This is a genomic window from Kribbella pratensis, from assembly GCF_004366075.1.
GTDB lineage: Bacteria > Actinomycetota > Actinomycetes > Propionibacteriales > Kribbellaceae > Kribbella > Kribbella pratensis.
Genome location: NZ_SODU01000001.1, coordinates 349,178 through 369,313, shown reverse-complemented (window position 1 = coordinate 369,313; position 20,136 = coordinate 349,178). Strand labels below are relative to the sequence as shown.

22 protein-coding genes are annotated in these 20,136 nt (G+C 68.8%); 5 read left to right on the top strand and 17 right to left on the bottom strand.

The features are described 5' to 3' along the window. Positions 1–10 precede the first annotated feature (10 nt). Both EV137_RS01735 and EV137_RS01730 read right to left on the bottom strand, forming a co-directional pair. Positions 11–862 (bottom strand): AraC family transcriptional regulator, encoded by an 852-nt coding sequence (locus EV137_RS01735; protein WP_134126027.1) that lies wholly within the window; start codon positions 860–862, stop codon positions 11–13. 119 nt (positions 863–981) lie between these two features. After that, the gene (locus EV137_RS01730; RefSeq protein ID WP_134126025.1) at positions 982–1,560 is read right to left on the bottom strand and encodes a TetR/AcrR family transcriptional regulator; all 579 of its coding nucleotides are present in this window, start codon (positions 1,558–1,560) and stop codon (positions 982–984) included. Positions 1,561–1,609: 49 nt separating this feature from the next. Here EV137_RS01730 and EV137_RS01725 point away from each other — a divergent pair, with 49 nt between their 5' ends. Then, complete coding sequence (locus EV137_RS01725) at positions 1,610–2,521, top strand: class I SAM-dependent methyltransferase (protein ID WP_238175027.1); 912 nt, start codon at positions 1,610–1,612, stop codon at positions 2,519–2,521. Between the two features lie 133 nt (positions 2,522–2,654). Here EV137_RS01725 and EV137_RS01720 read toward each other — a convergent pair whose 3' ends face one another. The 4 genes from EV137_RS01720 to EV137_RS01705 are packed head-to-tail and all read right to left on the bottom strand — an operon-like array spanning position 2,655 to position 6,501. Next, on the bottom strand, positions 2,655–3,206 hold the full coding sequence (locus EV137_RS01720) for a hypothetical protein (RefSeq protein WP_134004629.1): 552 nt from the start codon (positions 3,204–3,206) through the stop codon (positions 2,655–2,657). 13 nt (positions 3,207–3,219) lie between these two features. Further along, positions 3,220–4,449, bottom strand: a complete 1,230-nt coding sequence (locus EV137_RS01715; protein ID WP_134126023.1) for an ABC transporter permease — start codon at positions 4,447–4,449, stop codon at positions 3,220–3,222. Next, positions 4,449–5,141 (bottom strand): ABC transporter ATP-binding protein, encoded by a 693-nt coding sequence (locus tag EV137_RS01710; RefSeq protein WP_134126021.1) that lies wholly within the window; start codon positions 5,139–5,141, stop codon positions 4,449–4,451. The genes EV137_RS01715 and EV137_RS01710 overlap by 1 nt, the downstream gene beginning before the upstream one ends. Next, complete coding sequence (locus EV137_RS01705; protein ID WP_134126019.1) at positions 5,131–6,501, bottom strand: efflux RND transporter periplasmic adaptor subunit; 1,371 nt, start codon at positions 6,499–6,501, stop codon at positions 5,131–5,133. The genes EV137_RS01710 and EV137_RS01705 overlap by 11 nt, the downstream gene beginning before the upstream one ends. 256 nt (positions 6,502–6,757) lie before the next feature. Here EV137_RS01705 and EV137_RS01700 point away from each other — a divergent pair, with 256 nt between their 5' ends. The 3 genes from EV137_RS01700 (at position 6,758) to EV137_RS01690 (ending at position 8,971) form a co-directional block, all read left to right on the top strand. After that, entirely contained in the window at positions 6,758–7,129 is a 372-nt protein-coding gene (locus EV137_RS01700) for an RNA polymerase-binding protein RbpA (protein WP_130385606.1), read from the top strand. A gap of 101 nt (positions 7,130–7,230) precedes the next feature. Further along, positions 7,231–7,803, top strand: coding sequence for a TetR/AcrR family transcriptional regulator (locus tag EV137_RS01695; RefSeq protein WP_134126017.1), 573 nt, complete (start codon positions 7,231–7,233; stop codon positions 7,801–7,803). Position 7,804: 1 nt separating this feature from the next. Further along, positions 7,805–8,971 (top strand): GDSL-type esterase/lipase family protein, encoded by a 1,167-nt coding sequence (locus EV137_RS01690; protein WP_134126015.1) that lies wholly within the window; start codon positions 7,805–7,807, stop codon positions 8,969–8,971. Between the two features lie 4 nt (positions 8,972–8,975). Here the strand turns inward: EV137_RS01690 and EV137_RS01685 are convergent, their stop codons facing one another. The 5 genes from EV137_RS01685 to EV137_RS01665 form a co-directional block, all read right to left on the bottom strand. Next, positions 8,976–9,317: a PRC-barrel domain containing protein gene (locus tag EV137_RS01685; protein WP_134126013.1), complete on the bottom strand. Its 342-nt coding sequence runs from the start codon at positions 9,315–9,317 to the stop codon at positions 8,976–8,978. Further along, on the bottom strand, positions 9,304–9,615 hold the full coding sequence (locus tag EV137_RS01680; protein WP_134004643.1) for a hypothetical protein: 312 nt from the start codon (positions 9,613–9,615) through the stop codon (positions 9,304–9,306). The genes EV137_RS01685 and EV137_RS01680 overlap by 14 nt, the downstream gene beginning before the upstream one ends. 2 nt (positions 9,616–9,617) lie before the next feature. Further along, a complete protein-coding gene (locus EV137_RS01675; RefSeq protein WP_134004645.1) occupies positions 9,618–10,847 on the bottom strand; it encodes an NRAMP family divalent metal transporter in 1,230 nt (409 codons plus the stop codon). Continuing rightward, the gene (locus EV137_RS01670) at positions 10,844–11,257 is read right to left on the bottom strand and encodes a hypothetical protein (RefSeq protein WP_134126011.1); all 414 of its coding nucleotides are present in this window, start codon (positions 11,255–11,257) and stop codon (positions 10,844–10,846) included. The genes EV137_RS01675 and EV137_RS01670 overlap by 4 nt, the downstream gene beginning before the upstream one ends. Positions 11,258–11,334: 77 nt before the next feature. Beyond that, positions 11,335–12,228, bottom strand: coding sequence for an MBL fold metallo-hydrolase (locus EV137_RS01665; protein WP_134126009.1), 894 nt, complete (start codon positions 12,226–12,228; stop codon positions 11,335–11,337). Between the two features lie 82 nt (positions 12,229–12,310). Here EV137_RS01665 and EV137_RS01660 point away from each other — a divergent pair, with 82 nt between their 5' ends. Beyond that, the gene (locus EV137_RS01660) at positions 12,311–13,159 is read left to right on the top strand and encodes a LysR family transcriptional regulator (protein WP_134004651.1); all 849 of its coding nucleotides are present in this window, start codon (positions 12,311–12,313) and stop codon (positions 13,157–13,159) included. Between the two features lie 3 nt (positions 13,160–13,162). On the opposite strand, the gene EV137_RS01655 is transcribed toward EV137_RS01660, so the two are convergent. The 6 genes from EV137_RS01655 to EV137_RS01630 all read right to left on the bottom strand — a co-directional run bounded on the left by EV137_RS01655 (position 13,163) and on the right by EV137_RS01630 (position 20,134). Continuing rightward, the gene (locus EV137_RS01655) at positions 13,163–13,642 is read right to left on the bottom strand and encodes an FxsA family protein (RefSeq protein WP_134004653.1); all 480 of its coding nucleotides are present in this window, start codon (positions 13,640–13,642) and stop codon (positions 13,163–13,165) included. Positions 13,643–13,715: 73 nt separating this feature from the next. Next, positions 13,716–15,347: an apolipoprotein N-acyltransferase gene (lnt, locus tag EV137_RS01650; RefSeq protein ID WP_238175026.1), complete on the bottom strand. Its 1,632-nt coding sequence runs from the start codon at positions 15,345–15,347 to the stop codon at positions 13,716–13,718. 503 nt (positions 15,348–15,850) lie between these two features. Further along, positions 15,851–16,240: a 3-aminobutyryl-CoA ammonia lyase gene (gene kal / locus EV137_RS01645; RefSeq protein ID WP_134126007.1), complete on the bottom strand. Its 390-nt coding sequence runs from the start codon at positions 16,238–16,240 to the stop codon at positions 15,851–15,853. A gap of 2 nt (positions 16,241–16,242) precedes the next feature. Next, entirely contained in the window at positions 16,243–16,995 is a 753-nt protein-coding gene (kamE, locus tag EV137_RS01640) for a lysine 5,6-aminomutase subunit beta (RefSeq protein WP_134126005.1), read from the bottom strand. Then, complete coding sequence (gene kamD / locus EV137_RS01635) at positions 16,992–18,551, bottom strand: lysine 5,6-aminomutase subunit alpha (RefSeq protein WP_134126003.1); 1,560 nt, start codon at positions 18,549–18,551, stop codon at positions 16,992–16,994. The genes kamE and kamD overlap by 4 nt, the downstream gene beginning before the upstream one ends. After that, a complete protein-coding gene (locus tag EV137_RS01630) occupies positions 18,548–20,134 on the bottom strand; it encodes an amidohydrolase (RefSeq protein WP_134126001.1) in 1,587 nt (528 codons plus the stop codon). Before EV137_RS01630 ends, kamD begins: the two co-directional genes overlap by 4 nt. Between the last annotated feature and the right edge of the window lie 2 nt (positions 20,135–20,136).

The following is a 20,136-nucleotide window of genomic DNA, read 5'->3' as shown; positions in this document are numbered from 1 at the left end:
GACGAGGCTCCTAGTTGTGTGGGCGGTACAACTTCCGGTACTCGCTCGGGGTCACCGAACTCACCTGGCGGAACACCTTCGAGAAGTAGGACTGGTCCATGCCGACCTCGGCCGCGATCTCCTCCATCGGGCGCTCGGTCGTCGTCAGCTCGCGCTGGGCCCATTCGATCCGGGCCCGTTTGATGTACTGCTTCGGCGACAATCCGAACTCGGTGCGGAAATGCCGCAGGAAACTCGACAGGTCGTAGCCGAACACGGCCGCGAGCTCCTCGACGCTCGGCAGCGTCGCAAGATTGTCCTGGATGTACTGCACGATCCCGGACTCGCTCGTCTGCCGCTCCGACAGGCGCACCGAACCTGGCGGTGCACTGTCCAGATAGTGCGCGAACAACGCGGTCAGCGCCGAACGCAGCCGCAGCGGCGTCGCGAGACCGGGCGGGTCCCGGTCGGCCGCACCGACCTGCTCGAACAGAGCCGCCGCCTCCTCGGGCGCCTTGCTCGGGACGACGTACGGCAGCGTCAGCATCTCGCCGATGTCGCGGTCGCCGATCAGCGCCGAGAAATGCAGCCAGTGCTTGCGGAAAACGTTGTCGCTGATCGTCTCGTACGACACCGGCACGTCGGCCGGCAGGTAGACGAGCTCACCGGGCCGCGGGTAGAGCTCCTGGTCCCGTACGACGAGACGCCCCTCCCCCTCCAGGATCAGATAGAGGCGCGAGAACGGATCCGGCATCAGAGCCCGGGACCACTCACGGTGCACCTTCGTGATCCGCGCCGCGACGACCAGATCCAGCCGCAGCCGGTCGAGATACGTCCGGATGATCTCCTGCTCTCCGACTGCGTTCTTCTGGGTCGTCCTCATCGCACAGTCCGCCACTTCTGAGGCCGTTTTGTACTTTTTTAGCCTTATTTCGTCGCAAGATAGCGCTTTCCAAGCGAGGGAGTCAATGACTCATCGGATCTCTCGCCGGCAGGGTTCGGTTACATCGGTACGACGGAAGCGACGAACTCACGCACCTCGGCGGCCGTCGGGCGGGTGCCGGTGCGGTCGGCGAACATCATGTGGCTCGAGCCGATGAGCGTCAGGCCGAGGACATCGATGTTGGCGTCCGAGCGGATGCGGCCGTAGGTCTGCTCCGCGGCGAGGTAATCCCGGATGGCCCGGCCGGCTTCGCTGAGGATCGGTACGCCGGTGGGCACGGCCTCCCGCAGGCGGGCGCGCAGGCCGTCGCGGGAGATTGTCAGGCTGACGATCGCGACGGCGACCGAGCCGAACAGGTCGGTCAGCATCGCGGTCAGGTTGTCGACGACGCTCCCCTGCCCCGCGGCCTTCAGCAGCGCTTCGGCCTGGTCGTCGAGGCGGCGGATCCGGTCGAGGACGAGTTCGGCGAGGAATCCGTCGAAGTCCGTGAAGTGCTTGTGCAGCACGCCCTTCGCGCACCCCGCCTCGGCGGTCACGGCCCGGCTGGTCAGCGCCTCGGGCCCGTCCCGCAGCAGCACCCGCTCGGCCGCGTCGAACAGTTGCTCCCGGGCGTCCCGCATCGCCACACCGGTCGGCATGCACACCTTCCCTCGACGCAAATGGGCAACCGCCCACTATCGTGGGCACATGCCCACTCTAGCGCCGGACCCCGACCCGAAGCAGCCCACCGCCCCAGTGCGGCCCACCGAGCCGCTGCAGCCTCTCGACCCGAAGCAGCCCGCCGACCCGTTGCAGACCGCCGACCCGCTGCGGCCCACCGACGCCGATCCGCATCGGCATCGTGAGATGGCCGAGTCCTTCGGCGCCGACGCGGCGCTCTACGACCGGGCCCGGCCGTCCTATCCGACCGCCCTCATCGACGCACTCGTCGCCGCGGCACTAGGGCGCGACTTCCTCGACGTCGGCTGCGGGACCGGCATCCTGTCCCGCCAACTCCAGGCGGCGGGATGCCGAGTGCTCGGCGTCGACGTGGACGAGCGAATGGCGGCGTACGCACGCTCGACCGGAGTCGACGCCGAGGTCGCCCCCTTCGAGACCTGGGACGCGGCCGGCCGTACCTTCGACGCGCTCGTCGCCGGGATGACGTGGCACTGGATCGACCCCGCGGTCGGTGCCGCGAAGGCCGCGGACGTACTCCGCCCCGGCGGGACGTTCGCCGTCTTCTGGTACGTCCTGCAACCACCATCCGACCTCGGCGCAGCCTTCGCCGCAGTGCAGCGCGACGTACTGCCCAAGAACCCAGCCGCCGCGCGCGCCGCCGCTTCGCCCCTCGGTGCGTACGAACACTTCCTGGACCGCACCGCCGACAACCTCACCGACGCCTTCACCGACATCTCCCGCGCAACGTTCCCTTGGTCCCGCACGTACACCCGCGACGAGTGGCTCGACCAACTCCGCACCAGCGGCATCGCCAAACCCCTCGCCGACGCCGGCAAACTCGACGCCGTACTCGAAGGCACCGGCGCAGCAATCGACGCCGCCGGCGGCACCTTCACCCTCGACTCCATCGCCGTAACCCTCACCGCCACCCGGACCTGACCGTGCGCCCAGCCGGGGTGCTGGCCGGGTGCACGGGTTGAGGCGGATCGCCAGGCCATCACAATTCACCGCCGGATGTCCGCGGCACGCTTGGCGGTGGGGTGTGGGTGCGATTGTGATGGCCTGGGGATCCTCAGCGGGTGGACGGCGACGCGGTTGGGTTGCGGAAGGGGGCGAAGGTGCCCTGGCGGACTGTGTTCGCGGTGATCGTGCCGTTGGTGTTCTGGCCGCTGACGACGACCTGCTGCCCCGCCTTCAGGTCCGCCGCGGTGCCCTTCGACGTGATCTCGTACGTCGTGTCGCCGGTCAGCTTCACGGTGACGTTGCCGGACTGGGTCTTCACGACCAGCTCGGAACTGTTCGCCGAGACCACCGTGCCGACCGTCCCGCCACCGCCCTGCGCACCGCCAGGCCCCTGACCGGGTGCGCCGTATCCGTTCTGGCCGCGGAACCCGCCGTACCCGCCCGCACCGCGGCCACCGGCCTGCGGCTGGTTCGACGAACTGTCCGAGGCGAACGCCGCATGCAGCCCGGCGCCGCCGCCGAGACCGATGGCAAGGACCACGATCCCGGTCAGGATCGCCGTGGCCAGCGGCAGGTTGAGGGTCTTCTTCGGCTTCAGCGCCGCCTCGACCTCCTCGTCGGACCCGATCTGGGCGAACTCGTCGGGCGTCTGGTTACTCATCAGAAGAGACCTCTCACTCGTGACGTAGTGCATCGATGGGACGGAGGCCGGCGGCTCGGTGCGCCGGCATGCTGCCGAAGAACAGGCCGACCGCCGCGGACACGCCGAGTGCGAGCCCGATCGACGACGGCACCAGTACCGGGTGCACGCCGGCCAACTGGAAGCGGGTGACGATCAGCGCTGCCCCGACCCCGACCGCGCCGCCGATCAGGCTGAGCAGCGTCGCCTCGATCAGGAACTGGCCGAGGATCGTCCGCCGCCGGGCGCCGAGCGCCTTGCGGATCCCGATCTCCCGGGTCCGCTCGGTCACCGTGACCAGCATGATGTTGGTGACCCCGATCCCGCCCACGACCAGGCTGATCGCGGCCACCGTCGCGAGCAGGGCGGTGAACGTCGCCGCGGTGTCCTGGCTGGTCTGCAGGATCTGCGCCGAGTTCGTGATCCGGAACGGCGAGGTCTCGTCGGCGGGCACCTGGTGACGGGCGGTCAGCAACTGCGTTACCTCGGCCTGCGCGGTGTCGACCCGGTCCTGGCCGGCCGCCTGGACGACGATCTGGTTCAGGGCGCCGTACCCGGCCTGGGTCGCCCGGAGCGTGGTGATCGGGACGATCGCGGTCGCGTTCGGGTCGTTGAACCCGGTGCTGTCCTTGCTCGCCAGTACGCCGAGGACGGTGAAGTCGACGGCGCCGAGCTTGATCGTCTGACCGACCGCGCTCGCGGGCCGCGTGAACAGTTCGGTCGCGGCCGTCTGCCCGAGCAGGATGACCCGCTGCGAGGTGTCCACGTCGGCCTGCGTGAACGAGCGCCCGATCTGCACCGGCGTGTTGGTCGCGGGCAGGTACGCCGGCGTGGTGCCGATCACCTGGTTGACCGTGTAGCTGGTGTCGCCGTTGGTCGCCGTACCGGAGCTGGTCATCACCGGCGCGACCGACGAGATGTCGGGAGCCAGGTTCTTGTCGGCGAGCGCGGCGGCGTCGTCGAGCGTGAGGCTGTACTGCTGGTTGGCCGGGCCGGCCTGGCCGCGGACGAAGCCGCCGCCACCGCCCGTGGTGGAGACCGTGAGCAGGTTGGTGCCCATCGCCTCCAGGCGGTCCTGTACCGCCTTCCCGGAGCCGTTGCCGACCGCAACCAGCACGATCACGGCGCCGACCCCGATCGAGACGCCGAGGACGGTGAGGAGCGATCTCAGCTTGTTGGCGGTGAGGCCGCGGAGTGCGGCGCCCATCAGGTCGCGTGGAGACATCAGCGGGTCACCTCGTCGGAGACGATCCGGCCGTCGGAGACCTGCACGAGCCGCCGGGCGCGGGCCGCGACGTCGTGCTCGTGGGTGATCACGATGATCGTGCGACCGTCGGCGTGCAGGTCGTCGAACATACCGAGCACCTCGGCGGTCGAGTGGGCGTCGAGGTTGCCGGTCGGCTCGTCGGCCAGCAGGATCCGCGGACCCGTCGCCAGCGCCCGGGCGATCGCGACCCGCTGCTGCTGACCGCCGGACAGCTCGTTCGGCCGGTGGCCCGTGCGGTCGGCGAGACCGACGAGTTCGAGCGCCCGGTTCGCGCGCTTGCGGCGTTCGCCGCGGCGCAGGTGGGCATAGGTGAGAGGCAGTTCGACGTTAGCGAGCGCCGTGGTGCGCGGGATCAGGTTGAACGACTGGAAGATGAACCCGATCTTCCGGCCGCGGACGAGCGCCTGCTGGTCCTCGCTCAGCCGGGCCACGTCGCTCCCGTCCAGCCAGTACTCCCCTCGGGAGGGTACGTCGAGGCAGCCGAGGATGTTCATCAACGTCGACTTGCCGGAACCGGACGAGCCCATCACCGCGACGTACTCGCCGGCCTCGACCCGCAGCGACACACCCCGGAGAGCGTGCACCGCGGTCTCGCCCTGGCCGTACGTCTTGGTGACCTCCCGGATCTCGATCAGGGACTCAGCGGCCACGGAAGCCCCCCGCACCCTGGCCGACGCCTGCGCCTGGGAACTGGCCGCCGCCTGGGAGCTGTCCCTGCCGGCCCTGGCCGTTCTGGGTCCCGGTACCGCCGATCGCGCCCTGCAGCAGCTCGATCTGGTCGCCTTCGTTCAGGCCCGACGTGATCTGGGTATAGCTGTCGCCCCGGACGCCGACCTGAACCTCACGCGTCCCGCTGCCGTCGGCCATCGTGACCGTGTACGTCGTACCGCTGGTCGCGATCGCTGTGCTCGGGACGTACAGGGCGTTGGCCGCCTTCGCGGTCTGGACCGTGACGTTCGCGGTCTGGCCCATCCGCGCGTTGGCCGGGAGCTTGGCGAGGCTGAAGGTGGCCGAGTACGAGACCACGCCGTTGGTGGTGGTCGGGGTCGGGGACACGGTCGCCAGCGACGCGGTGAGCGTCGTACCAGGCTCGGCGTTCAGCGTCACCGTCGCCGCTTGGCCGGCCTTGATCTTGATCGCGTCGGCCTCGGCGAACGCGGCCACGACCTGGAGCGCCTTCAGGTCGGCGATGTCCACGAAGCCGGTGCCGGACGTCGTCGACGTACCGGAGCCCGAGGCTGAACCTTGACCTGAGGTCGAGCCTTGCCCGCCGCTGCCTGAACTGGAGCTCGAACTCGAGTTGGACCCGCCGGTCACCGAGCCGACCGTGCCGTTGACCGCGGTGATGGTGCCGGCGATCGGCGCCTTCAGTGTGGTCGCGTCGACCGCGGCCTCGGCCGCCTCGACGTTCTGGTCGGACTGTTCCTTGTCCGCCTTCGCCTTCGCCAGGCTCGCCTCGGCGTTGCTGACGGCTACCTCAGGACTCTGACTCTGCCCTTGACCTTGAGACTGCTGAGACTGCTGGGTCTGCTGTTGCTGGCCGTTGCTCGGGGTGGGGGTCGGCGACGGTGAGGCGGACGCTTCCTCGGCCGCCTCGAGGGCGTCCTGGGCGTCGCTGAGGGTCTCCTCGGCCGCGGTGACCGAGTTTGCGGACGCGATCTGGTTCTGCTGTGCGATCCGCAACTGCCGCTCGGCGGCGGCCGGGTCGATCTTCGCGATCGCGGCGCCCTTCGCCACCACCTGGCCGACCTTGACGAGCACCTGTGTCACCGTGCCGGACGTCTCGAACTGCGGGGATGCGGTCTGCGAGCTCTGCAGCGTGCCGCTCGAGCTGACGCTCGCGGTCACCTCGCCGCGCTGTACGGCCACCGACGGCCGGGTCGCGCTGGCGGCCGGGGGATCCTTCTTGAAGAACAGGAAGTAGGCGGTGACGGCGATGGCGAGGACGATGGCCACCAGGGCCACGTTCACGAAACTGAGGCCACGGAGCTTGTGGCGGGGTAGCACCATGGACGCTGAGGCTAGGGTCGGTTGCTGAGGAGTAGATCCTCGATTCCTGGCAACAGGCTGTGAACCAGGTATCGATTTGATGCGTCGTACGTCGGGCGGCTTGCGGCACGCGGTGACACAGCGAGATCTGTGAACAGTCGATGACAGCAGGTCACGACGACAGTGTCAGGTGCGTACATATGGCTCGGACATGCCAAAATGGGAATGATCCGGGCCGGCCGACCGTTGGCTCGGATGACGATCTCGGAGGTTTGACATGTCTAATCGCGTACTGCGTGGTTCGGGGCTGGGTGGGGTCAGCTTCGAGGATGACCGCGGTGTCGAGTTCGCGCCGCGCCAGATGATCACGTACGACTGCCCCCGCGGCCACGTGGTCGAGGTGACCATGGCGCACGACGCCGAGGTGCCCGCGATCTGGGAATGCCCGCACTGCGGCAGCGAGGCCGCCCGGTCCACCGGCGAGAAGCCGGAGCCGAAGCAGGAGAAGCCGGCCCGTACGCACTGGGACATGCTGCGCGAGCGCCGGAGCATCTCGGAGCTGGAGGAGCTGCTCGCCGAGCGGGTCGACCTGCTCCGCAAGGGCGAGATCGGCCCGGCGCACCTGCACCGGACCAAGCGCACCGCCTGATCCAGGCGCTGATTCACTGGGAACCCTCACCGCAATGGCGCGGTGAGGGCTTCTTTTCGCCCTGATTTGCCTAAAGCCTTTAGGCAATCACATAATGAGTTATGGCACGAGTGGGGTTGAGCGGTGCGCGGCTGGCTCTGGCCGGTGCCGAGCTGGCCGATGAGGTCGGGTTCGAACAGGTCACTGTGTCGGCGCTGGCTCGCCACTTCGGCGTCCAGGTCGCGAGCCTGTACTCGCACGTCCGCAACTCCGACGACCTGAAGGCCCGCATCGCCACGGTCGCTCTCACCGAACTGGCCGACCAGGCGGCCGCTGCCCTGGCTGGTCGCGCCGGCCGCGACGCCCTCCATGCCCTGGCCGACGTCTACCGCGACTACGCCCGAGCCCATCCGGGCCGCTACGCCGCCACACGCCACACCGCCGCTGCCTCAGTTCTGGGCGAGCAGTACGTCGCTGCGGGGCGTCGGCACTCGGAGCTCGTCCGCGCGGTCCTTCGCGGGTACGACCTCGGCGAGCCCGCCCAGACCGACGCCGTGCGCCTCCTTGGCAGCACGATCCACGGCTACATCACCCTCGAGCTCGCTGGTTCCTTCTCGCACAGCGAGCCCAGTGCCGGCGAAAGCTGGCCACGCATCATCGACGCCCTCGACACCCTCCTCCGCAGCTGGAGCTGACATGATCACTACCCCTGTTACCGGCGACCTGCTCCGCGGTGCGCTCGACCTGGAGCAGACCGAGCGCGGCGTGCTCCCGCACCGCCTGCCCGCTTGGGCACGAGCCCAGTACGACGACGGCCAGATGTCGATGGTCGAGTCACAACCCTCCGGCGTACGCCTCGTCTTCCGTACGTCGGCCACCGTCGTCGAACTGGAGACGCTGCCGACGAAACGGGACTACATCGGCGCTCCCCCACGTCCGGACGGCGTGTACGACGTACTCGTCGACGGCCAACTGGTGACGCAGCTCACCGCGACCGGCGGCGACGTCGTCACCATCGACCTGATGACAGGTGCCACCTCGCAGCGTCCTGGACAGCCCGAAACGCTACGAGTCGCCGGGCTGGCCGCCGTACCGAAGACCGTCGAGATCTGGCTGCCGCACGACGAGACCACTGAACTCGTTGCCCTGCGCACCGATGCTCCGATCGAGCCGGTTCCGGTCGCGGGCCGGGTCTGGCTGCACCACGGCAGCTCCATCAGCCACGGGTCCAACGCCACCCACCCCAAGGGCACCTGGCCGGCCCTGGCCGCCGCTCAGGCCGGTGTCGAACTCGTCAACCTGGGCTTCGGCGGGAGTGCGTACCTGCAGCCCTTCATCGCCCGCACCATCCGCGACACGCCCGCAGATCTGATCAGCCTCAAACTCGGCATCAACATCGTCAACAGCGACGGGCTCCGTCTCCGCAGCTTCACCCCGGCCGTCCACGGCTTCCTCGACACCATCCGCGACGGCCATCCCGACACGCCGCTCCTGGTCGTCTCCCCCATCCTCTGCCCGATCCACGAGGACACCCCCGGACCGACCAACTGGGACCTGTCCGCCTTGGCCGCGGGCGAACTCCGCTTCACCGCCACGGGCAATCCCGACGAGATCCCGGCCGGCAAACTCACCCTGTCGGTCATCCGCACCGAGCTGGCCCGCATCGTCACACAACGCGCCCTGACCGACCCCAACCTCCACTACCTGGACGGCCGCGACCTGTACGGCGAAGCAGACAACGTCGCCCATCCCCTCCCCGACGACCTCCACCCCGACGCCGCCACGCACAACCTCCTCGCCACCCGCTTCACCGATCACGCGTTCGGGCCCAAAGGCCCTTTCACAGGTGACGCCCGGGGCTGATGGCTCAGTAGCGCGCGAGGTCTTCCAGAGGACGCAGGTCGGCGCGCCTGGGAGCGATCGTGACCCCCTCGTCGGTGATCTCCTCGATGTCGTCCCAGGGCAGGTACCAGACCTCGCCGAGTCGTGCGTGGATCAGCCGGCGGAGCAGCTCGGGGCCGACGTGGCGCTCGTACCCGAAGAGCCGCGTGTGTCGGTTCTCCACCACGATCAGGCCGTCGACCCGCAACGCGCGCTGCATCGAGACCAGCATCGGGCCGTCCTGGACCAGGCGAACGTCCGCGACGTTGCCGATGACGTCGCCCTCGGCGTCCAGGACGCGGCGACCGAGCAGGTCATTCAGCCGCATGGCGGGCTCCCGGGATCTTCGCGATGACGTGGTTCTCGACCCAGTCGTCGTAGTAGTCGAGATCGAGGTCCTCGACCGAGACCGTCACCGCCGTGTCGATACCGACGATCCGGCGGGCCGTGATCCGCTCCCGGCCGGTGATCAGTGCGGCCACCACCGGCGGATCGGCGTCCAGGTCGAGTTCGACGTCGTCGACCTTCCCGGCCAGGTGACCGTCGGCCTGGTCGATCAACTGCCGGTCCAGGAGATGCAGCTGTGCGTGCAGCACTCGCCCCGACTCGCCGGGTGTCCCTGGCATGGTCACTGCCCTCCTTTCGTGATGATCATCAGCGGTATCGCGGCCAGCGAGGCGACGGTGAGCAGAGCCAGGTAGACCAGGCCGACCGCGTTGCGCACCGGGCCGTTCTTCTCCTGGCCGACATAGTCGGGGTCGTTGGCAACGATCAGGATCGGCAGGTAGGTGAGTGGCAGGGCCACCGCCGCGAACACCACGGAGTACTCCGTCACCTGCACCGGATCGACGGCCGTCAGCAGCGTCAGCATCGCCAGTACGAGGCACACGATGATCACCACGTGGAACCGCGACGCCTCCCGCGGCCGGACGAACTTTCCCCACTGCCAGCCGCGGTACTGCGCGATCGTGTAACCGCACGACAGCGCCGTCTCCAGCGCCGCGCCGAAGGTCGCCGCGAACACCCCGATCAGGACGATCGCCAACCCGAGCTTGCCGAGGGCAACCGCCACCGGAAGCGCCACCTGGCCCAAGGTCTCGACCTTGATGCCCGCCGGCAGGAACAGGACCGCGGCACAGCCCATGATCGCCAGCGACAGCAACCCGCCGAGCGGGAAACCGACGAACACGTTGGACCGTGCCGTCACCAGATCTTTCCGCGTCCACTTCTCCTCGACCCCTCCGGACGAGAAGAAGAACACCTCGTACGGCGTCATCGCCGCACCGAACAGTGCGATCCCGTAGTACGCGTAAGTCGCCCAGTCCTCGTGACCGATCGGATGCGGCCGCGTCGCTTGGTGCAGCAACTGGCCCCAGTCAGGTCCAAGCTTGAACAACGCGACCGCGAACACCACAAGCAGCAGCCCGAGCAGCCCGAAGACCTGCTCGAGCCGGGAGAACTTCACCCTCCAGATCACCAGCCACACCGCGAACGCGGCCAGCGGCATCCAGAGCAGGTAGTGCACGCCACTCGCCAGCTCGAGTGCGAGTGCCACACCGCCGATCTCGGCGATCAACGTCAGCAGCGTCACCAAGAACGACGCCACCAACGTGAGCAGTCCCGTCCGGGGGCCGAGCCGCTCGCGGACCAGGTCGAACACCGGGCGTCCGGACATCGCCACGACCCGTCCGCACATCTCGGCGTACAGGCAGATCCCGATCACGCCGACGACCACCACCCACGCCATGTGCATTCCGAACCGGGCGCCGACCAGCGCGTTGGTGACCAGGTCACCGATGTCCACGAAGCCACCGATCGCGGTCAGGATCCCGAGCGTGACGCCGAGCACCTTCTTCATTTGGCGAGCTCTCCGATCCGGCCCAGATCGGCACCGGATTGCCGAAGCGCCGTGAGCTGCTGCTCGGCCGCCGCGAGATCGCCGTTGCCGAGTGCGATCCGGACCGCCGTCACCGCGGTCTGCGCGTCGTCCAGAGTCTTCGTGACCTGCTCGTAGAGCCGTGTCGAGGTTTCCGTCGACGGTTGCTGGGCGGAGAACGAACTCGTGGCCTTCTCGACGCCCTTCTCGGCATCTCCGACGATCTGCCCGGCGGACTGCGACCACAACTGGTGGGCCCGTAGCTGCTCGACGGCAACCTGGGTGGTGCGCACCTCGGACGCTGCATCACGGGCCGACTGGGCGGCTGCTGACCGCAGCTTCTGGTCCGGGTCGGCACAGCTGCTCAGAACCATCACCATCAGCACTGCCACAGCTACTGCTCGACGCATTGTCACCGTCCCGAATCCGATAGTCGTACGACGGACCGGTACCCAGGCTTCATGCAGAGTCAGTGACGATGCTCCGTACAGAGGCAGCCGACGCCGCGCTCGATCCACTCCGGCAGCCGCCAGTCGGGGTGGCGCTCGATCATGAGGGCCCGGATCTCGGCGGCGGTCGTCTCCTCCGACAGGCCCGAGTCCCGCCGGCGCCAGGTCTCGTCGCGGAGTTCGACCAGGTAGTCGTGTACCTGGGTCAGCAGTTGCGCGTCGCCGACCTCACCGTGGCCGGGGACAACGATCTGCGGCCGCTCCGCGGCGAGGCGGTCCATGACCTCGATCCAGCGGACGCCGGACACGTCGACGTCGTACGGCGGGAACCACGGGAAGATCGCGAACTGGTCCGCCTCGGCCAGATCACCCGTGAACAGGACGCCGGCGTCGGGGACCGTGATGACCTGATCGCCCTTGCTGTGTGCACGTCCGGTCGGGCGAAGCTGCACGGACCGGCCGCCGAGGTCGAGCCCGTACGTGCCGTCGTACGTCTGGTCGGGGACGGGGATCCGCGCGCCTTCCAGTTCACGGGCGACCGGCTCGCCGAGCTGCCGGAACATGCCCAGGTAGCCCTCGCCCTTGGTCGTCAGGTCGTCGGCCTGGGCGGTGTTCAGGAGGTAGGTCGCCTCGTCGGCGAAGACCTGCGCTCCGAACGCGTGCTCGGGGTGGAAGTGCGTCGTCGTCAGGTAGAGCCGCCGGCCGTTCGCGTACGACGAGGCGAACCGCAGCACCTGCTCCGCGTTCCGCGGGCCGAGGCCGGTGTCGACGACGAGCACCGAATGGGTGCCGCCGATGAGGCCGATGTTGGGTACTAGGTCGACGTTGCGGTTCGGGATCACGATGAGGTCGCGGGCGAGTTCCTGGACGTCGGCGAGGTCGACAATCGGATCGGCGTACGGGTAGTCGGACATGCCTCCACCTCAGCACCGGAGGTGGAGGCGCGTCCAAGACTAGTCCCGCATTGTCGATACCCAGCGGGTATCGTCGCAGGTGATGGAACTGCGGACCTTGCGGTACTTCGTGGCGGTCGCCGAGGAGCTCCACTTCGGGCGGGCCGCGGCGCGCCTGCACATGAGCCAACCGCCCCTCAGCCGGGCGATCCAGCAACTGGAAGCCGATCTCGGCACGCCTCTGTTCCGACGATCCTCGGCCGGTGTCAGCCTGACGCCCGCCGGAGCCGCACTGGTGAAGGAAGCCCGCAAGCTGCTCGTCCAATCAGAGCAGGTGCGCGCCCGGGTCGCCGCGGCCGCCGGCGCTGCAACCCTGACCGTCGGCATCCTCAGCGACAGCACGGATCCAGACATCTCGAGACTCGCCGCCGCGTACCGCTCGCAACACCCGAACGTCGAGATCCACATCCGCGAGACGGACCTCACCGACCCCACCTGCGGCCTGCGCGCCGGGCACGTCGACATCGCCCTGACCCGCGGCCCGTTCGACGAGACCGGTCTGCGCGTCCATGAGTTGCGCTCCGATCCGGTAGGCGCCGTACTCCGGGCCGACGACCCACTGGCCGGCCGTTCCCAGTTGCGGCTCGCCGACCTGGACGGCCGCCGCTGGTTCCAGTTCCCGCCCGGCACCGACCCGATCTGGCAGTCCTACTGGAACGGCGGCCGACACCGCGAAGGACCAGTGGTCCGAGCCGTCCAAGAATGCCTCCAGGCAGTCCTCTGGAACGGCACCATAGGCCTCGCCCCGCTCACCAACCACAACCCCGGCGACGAACTGGTCACCATCCCGATCCAGGACCTCCCGCCCAGCCCCCTCGTCATCGCCTGGACCGAGACAACCCCGCTGACCCGGTCCTTCGTCCAGACCGCGAAAGCCAGCTACCGCACCTGACGGCTACTTCTTTTCTGGGTCGATGACTTCGCCTTGGATTACGTCGTTTGTTGGGCGTTGGGGGCCGGGGGTGCCGGGGCCGGGGATGAAGGTGCCGAGGCCGGGGGTGCCTAGTTGGGTGGTGACGCGGCGGCTGAAGAAGGCGGTCATGGCGCGGCGGGCCAGGGGGCGGGTGAAGGGGAGGACGAAGAAGAAGCCGAAGATGTCGGTGATGAAGCCCGGGGTGAGGAGCAGCGTCCCGCCGACCAGGACCAACGCGGCGTCAGCCAGCTCGCGGCCGGGCATCTTCCCGGTCTCGAACGAGCTCTGCAGCGCCCGCCAGGCCCGCCGGCCCTCGCGCTTGATCAGCCACGCGCCGAACGCGCTCTCGACCAGCAGCAGCGCGACCGTCGGCCACCCGCCGATCACCTGACCGACCTGGATGATCACGAAGATCTCCGCGATCGGAACCACCAGCAACGCGAGCGCCACGAACCACGGCATGTCCTACCCCTTCCTGCCTGAGACACCAGCGTACGGAACGAGTGGGCACGACCAACCCTGAGTGAACCCTGACTCAGACCGGGACCTTCTCGCGGCTCGGCGTCTCGGCTGCCGGCGGCGGGGTCTTGTCCGTGCGACCGCGGCGGCGGTCGATCATCGCCAGGACGAGACCGAGCAGGCCGAGCCCGGTGAGGACCCACTCCGGCCAGCCGCCGAGAGTCATGGCCAGCGTCTGCCCGTCCTGCACCGGAACGGTCGCGACGTACACGTCCGGCACGAACTGCGCGGATTTGTGCTCGACGCTGCCGTCCGGACGGATCACGCCGGAGATCCCGCTCGTCGACGCAATCAGTACGGTGCGCCCGGTCTCGATCGCGCGCATCCGGGTGATCGCGAACTGCTGCTCGGGCTGACCTGTTCCGCCGTACGTCGCGTTGTTGGTCTGCACGATCAGCACCTGGGCACCGCCCTTGACCACGTCGTGGATGACGTTGTCGTACGCAAGCTCGAAGCAGATGACGTCGCCGTAGGTGACCCCGCGGATCGGCATCACGCCCGGCCCCACGCCCGGCACGGTCTGCGCGCCGATCATCTCCAGCCGCTTGATGTAGGGCAGCAACTGGTCGCGGAACGGGATGTACTCACCGAACGGCACCGGGTGCCGCTTCGCGTACCGCTGCCCCGGCCCGGTGGCGGGATCCCAGACGATTCCGGTGGTCTGCCGCTCGTTCTCGCCGGGCCCCTCCGTGACGGCCCCGACCAGGATCGGCACGCCGACCGCCTTCACCGCGGTCTCGATATCGGCGCGGGTCTCCGCGTCCTTGTACGGGTCGATGTCGGTCGAGTTCTCCGGCCAGATCACGACGTCGGGCTTCATCTCGGTGCCGGCCTCGACGCGTTTCTGCAGGTCGAGAGTCGCCTGCAGATGGTTGCGCGTCACGGTCCGCGCCCGGCCCAGGAACTCCAGCCCCTTGCCCGGCACGTTGCCCTGCACCATCGCGGCCCGCACAGTCTGCCCGTCGCCCGCGATCGACAGGTGGATCAAGGCGCTCCCGAACACGATGGCCAGCCCCGCAACGAGCGCCACGGCCCGCAGACGCAGTGCGGTCTCCCGGCGCAGTACGGCGTACAACAGGACGCCGACGAACGCGACGACGAAGCTCAGGCCGGGGATGCCGACGTACGCGGCCAGCTTGCCCAGCGAGTCGTCGGAGAACGCCCAGGCGAGCCGGCCCCACGGGAACCCGCCGAACGGCACCGACGCGGTCGCGAACTCGGTCGCCACCCACAGACACGGGATCCACAGCGCCCACAGCCGAAGCTTCAGGACCTGTGTCGCGAACAGTCCGAAGACTGCGTAGAACAGTCCCTCGAGGATCGCCAGCGCGATCGCCGCGTCGCCGCCGATGATGCTCAGCCACGGCACGAGGACGGCGTAGTACGCGATCCCGAACCCGGCGCCGACCAGGAAGCCGGCCTTCATCGAGATCCCGTTCAGCGCGGCCAGGAGCAGCGGTACGGCGATGACGGTGAGCCAGGGATGGTCGTGCGGTTCGAACGCGAAGCCGAGCAGCACGCCGGCGGCCACGGCCACCGCCACCCGCGGCAGCAGCCGCCCCAGCGCCTTCAACCGGTCCACGCCGTACCCCTTGTCCTCACCGCACCGGCGGACGCCGGTCGCACGACCGTACAACGTCCGGGGCACGCGAATGTATCCGGTCAGTAGCCAGAACGGTGTCCGGACCGGACGGCGGGGAACTACACGCCTGGGATTCCGGCTGCCGCATCGGAGTGAAGGGGCCGGGAAAAGAGGAAAGAGGCTCGGCGTGCCTTCGGACCAACCGTCGATGCGCTGGCTGCGCACTGTCGGGCTGTTGTCTACTGGCCGCCGAGCCTCTTCCACCTCTGCCCCGCGGGGGGCTCACCGCCGGTGATCTCAGCCCCCGTCGACTCAAGCCTGGCTCTGACCTGGTCAGCGTCGCGGGATCATCCGGTGGCCGAACTTCGTGTGACCGTTGAACGAACGGGTTGTGACGACTCCCAAAACGATGCTCGCTGGCGGCGACGGTGTCAACCTCTCCCCCGGCTCTTTGAGGCCGTTGTAACACGATCGCCTGCCCTACAAGGGAAAACGAGTATCCTTCAGCCGAGTCACGTTACAGAGCGATATCAGCACTCCACGTGATCGTTACCCACGGCAACCAAACGTCACCCAACCGGTACGACGACGGTTCCCTTGGCGCGGGTGATCTCCAGCGGCTCGGCGAGCACCTCGGCCGCCGACGCGGATCGGTCGGGACGTCCGCGGCACACGACGTACGCGCTGAAGTCGAGGTCACGGCTGCGGTTCCCGACCCGGCTGATCGTTGCCTGCACCTCGACCACGTCACCCGCGCGCAGCGGCTGCAGGAACTGCACGTCGGAGTACGACGCGAACAGGCCTTCGTCATCGTCCGCCTGGATGCAGACCTCGGTCGCGACGTCACCGAACAGCGCGAGCACGTACGCGCCGTCGACCAGGTTGCCGGCGTAGTGCGCGTGGCTGTACGGGACGTAGCGCCGGTGCGTGACGGTCAGTCCAACGGTTGCCTTTGACACCTTTATGCAGTCTTCCTGTAGGCATGACGCCGAGTCACGAGCGCGTCGACGAGATAGCTGGCCACTTCACCCGGCGTGGTCCCCCGGCCGAACACCCGGTCGACGCCGAGCTCGCCGGCCATCTGCTCGGTGAAACGGGGGCCGCCGGCAACAAGTACGGGGCGCGCGTCCTCGGCGTACGCCTCCCGGAACGCCGCGGACATCTCCTTGGTGTTGAGTACGTGCGCCTCGCGCTGCGTCACCACCTGCGACACCAGGATCGCGTCGGCCTTGTCGGCCTTGGCGCGCCGGACCAGCTCGGGTACGGCGACCTGCGCGCCGAGGTTCACGACCTTCACCTCGCGGTAGTACTCCAGGCCCTTCTCCCCCGCGAATCCCTTGATGTTGAGGATCGCGTCGATCCCGACCGTGTGCGCGTCGGTGCCGATGCACGCGCCGACCACGGTCAGCCGGCGGCGCAGCCCCTTGCGGATCGCGAGGTTGACCTCCTTCGGCGACAGCAGCGGGTAGTCGCGCTCGATGACCTCGACCTTCGACGTGTCCACCAGGTGGTTCACAGGACCGTAGACCACGAAGAACGTGAAGTCCGGGCCGATCGGCTTCGAGTGCACGACCAGGGCCGGGTCCATGCCCATCTTGTTGGCCAGCTGGACCGCCGCACCCTCGGCGCGTTTGTCGTGCGGGACGGGCAACGTGAACGACAGCTGCACCATCCCGTCGCCCGTGGTGTCGCCGTACGGCCGGATGATGCTCACTGGCCCTCCTCCAACAGCTCGATCGCCGGGTTGTAGTACGCCGGCGACTTGCGCGCGACCCCGTCCAGCCCGCGACCGGCGTCCTGCGGACGTTTCATCAGGCCGAAGGTGCCGTCGCCGATCGCGTTCAGCAGGCCGTCGTCGACGATCCGGTCCAGCAGCTCGACCGACTCGCCGAGCACCTGGCGGGCCCGGGACGCGATGAACCCGTTCGGCTCCGGCCGGAAGTCCTCATGAAGGTTGCCCGCGGCACCCAAGACGTAGCGGACGTTCTGCAGTGCCAGGTCGCGGTCCGAGATCCACGGCGTCACGACGGCCTCGGTCATCATGCCGACCAGCAGGATGCCCTGTCCGGTCATCGCGCCGGCCAGGTTGAAGAACCCGTCCAGCAGGTACCCGCGGAACACGTCACCGGTCATGTGCCGGGTCGGCGGCATCCACTTCAGCGGCGCGTTCGGGAACAGCTGCCGCGCCAGCATCGCGTGCGCGAGCTCGAGCCGGAACGAGTCCGGGATGTCAGGGTTGATCTCGAACGCGTGCCCGAGACCCAGCTGCCAGTCCTCGAGCCCGGCCTCCTTGGCGAAGTACTCGTTCAGGAGCTGCGAGACCGTCACGGTGTGCGCGGCCTCGACCGCGTCCGCGGTGGTCAGGTAGTTGTCCTCGCCGGTGTTGATGATGATCCCGGCGCGGGCGTGGATCTGGCGGCTGAACCGCTGGTCGACGAACGTCCGGATCGGGTTGATGTCGCGGAAGAGGATCCCGTACATCGAGTCGTTCAGCATCATGTCGAGCCGCTCGAGCCCGGCCAGCGTCGCGATCTCCGGCATGCACAGACCGGACGCGTAGTTCGTGAGGCGCACGTAGCGGCCGAGCTCCTTGGACGACTCGTCCAGGGCGGCACGCATCAGCCGGAAGTTCTCCTGCGTCGCGTACGTGCCGGCGAACCCCTCGCGAGTCGGGCCCTCCGGCACGTAGTCGAGCAGCGACTGCCCCGTCGACCGGATCACCGCGATGATGTCGGCGCCTTCCCGCGCGGCCGCCTGCGCCTGCGGGATGTCCTCGTAGATGTCGCCGGTGGCAACGATCAGGTAGATCCACGGCCGCTGCTCGGGGTCGCCGTGCCGCTTGATCAGCCGGTCCCGCTCCCGCCGCCGCCCGTCGATCCGCTTCATCCCGGCAGTTGCGGCCTTGCGCGCGGCGGACCGAGCCCGGACACCGTCGCGCCCCTCGGGCATCCGGAACGTGACGGAACCCGATGCGGCTTTCTGCGCCAGCACCGCCAGGTCCTCGGCCTCACCACGCAGCAGCGCGTCCCACACCGGCAGCGCGAGACCGTGCTCGAGGCCGACGTCCGCACGCACGGTGTCGGCGAGCCGGTTCACCCACGGGATGCCTTCGGTGTCGGCACCGGTCAGCCCGGCGAGCCGCAGTACAGCTCGCTCGACCGACACCGTGGTGTGCTGCCGAGCGAGGTTGACGATCGGCTTCCCGGCCTTGCGCGCGAGGCTGCGCGCCTTCCGGACGGTGACTGGATCGAGGTCCAGCTTCTTGTTCATTGCGACCATCCCTCGGCTTCATGGACCACACGACCACCGACGACGGTTCGCAGGCAGGTAGGTGTTCCCTGGCTCAGATCCGGCAGCACCGGTACGCCGGCCCGCGGGTCCGTCGACCACGCGGCGACACGCGTGTCCGGCGTCTGTACGACGAGGTCGGCATCGCTCTGCCAGATCGCGTACGTCGCGGCCGTGCTGGGCGCAAGCACTCCGGCGTCATCGATCCCGGCTGCCCGCCAGCCGCCGCGCGTATGCGCCTGGAACGCCGCCCGGACAGTGATCCGCTCCGACTGCTCGTGGTGGAACGCGGCCGCCCGAACGGCCTCCCAACCACCAAGCTCGGTCACGGGCGCATCCGAGCCGAACGCGAGTACGACGCCGGCACGGGCCAGCGAACCGAACGGGTTCATGCCCTGCCAGCGGTCGCCGACGCGCTCGGCGTACATGCCGTCCGGACCGCCCCACTGGCTGTCGAACATCGGCTGCACACTCGCCACCACGCCGCAGCGCGCGAGCGTCGCGATCGTTGCCTCGTCGACCATTTCGACGTGCTCGAGCCGGTGCCGCGCCGCGACGAGCGCCTGTACGCCGACCTTCTCGGCAGCGAGCTCGAACCCGCGCGCGATGTTGTCGAGCGCCTGGTCGCCGATGCAGTGGAACCCGGCCTGCACGTTCCGCTCGGTGCAGGCGATCACGTGCTCGGCGATCTGCTCCGCCGTCAGGTACGCGTGGCCGCGGTGGTCGGCGCGATCGGCGTACGGCTCCCGCAAAGCCGCCGTACGTGAACCGAGTGCGCCGTCCGCGTTCAGGTCACCGGCGAGACCGGCGAGACCGTAGGTGCCGAGGTGCTCGAAGGCGCCTGGCTCACCCCAGTACAGCGTCGCGGCCAGGCCGAGCTGCTCGGCCGTCTCACGCACGATCGGCAACTCCCACAGCGGCCCGATGTGCGGCGCAGCCATCTCGTGGAACGCACCGATTCCCTTGGCGGCCATGGCCTTGAGCGCGGCCTCGATGACCTGCCGTCGCTGGTCCGGTCCGATCAGGTCACCGATGGCATCCCGTACGGCGTGATTCGCGGAGCGCTCCACGCGGCCGGTCTCGTCGTACCCCTCTTGGTCCTTCGCGACCGGGACGAGGGCCGATGAGATGACGCCGGAGTGGCCGTCGATGCGGGACAGGTAGACGCGGCGGCCGCCGGCTGCGCGGTCGAGCTCCTCCGTTGTTGGCGGGCGGCCCTCCGGCCAGGTGGTCTCGTCCCAGCCGGCGCTGTCGATGACCGCGTCCTCGGGGAGGTTCGCCGCGAACGCCGCGAGGCGATCGAGAGCGTCTGTCAGCGAGGTTGAACCGGCGAGGTCGAGACCGGTCAGCATCGCGCCCGCACCAGCCGTGTGGACGTGGGCGTCGACGAAGGCAGGTGTCACCAGCTTTCCGTCGAGGTCGATCACCTCGTCCGCGCCGTCGGCGTACGAACTCGCGCCCGTGTCGTCACCGAGCCAGGTCACCACCCCGTCGTCGAACGCGATAGCGGTCGCGTGGGGGTCGGCAGGCGAGTAGACGGAACCGTTCGTCAGAAGTGTGCGCACGC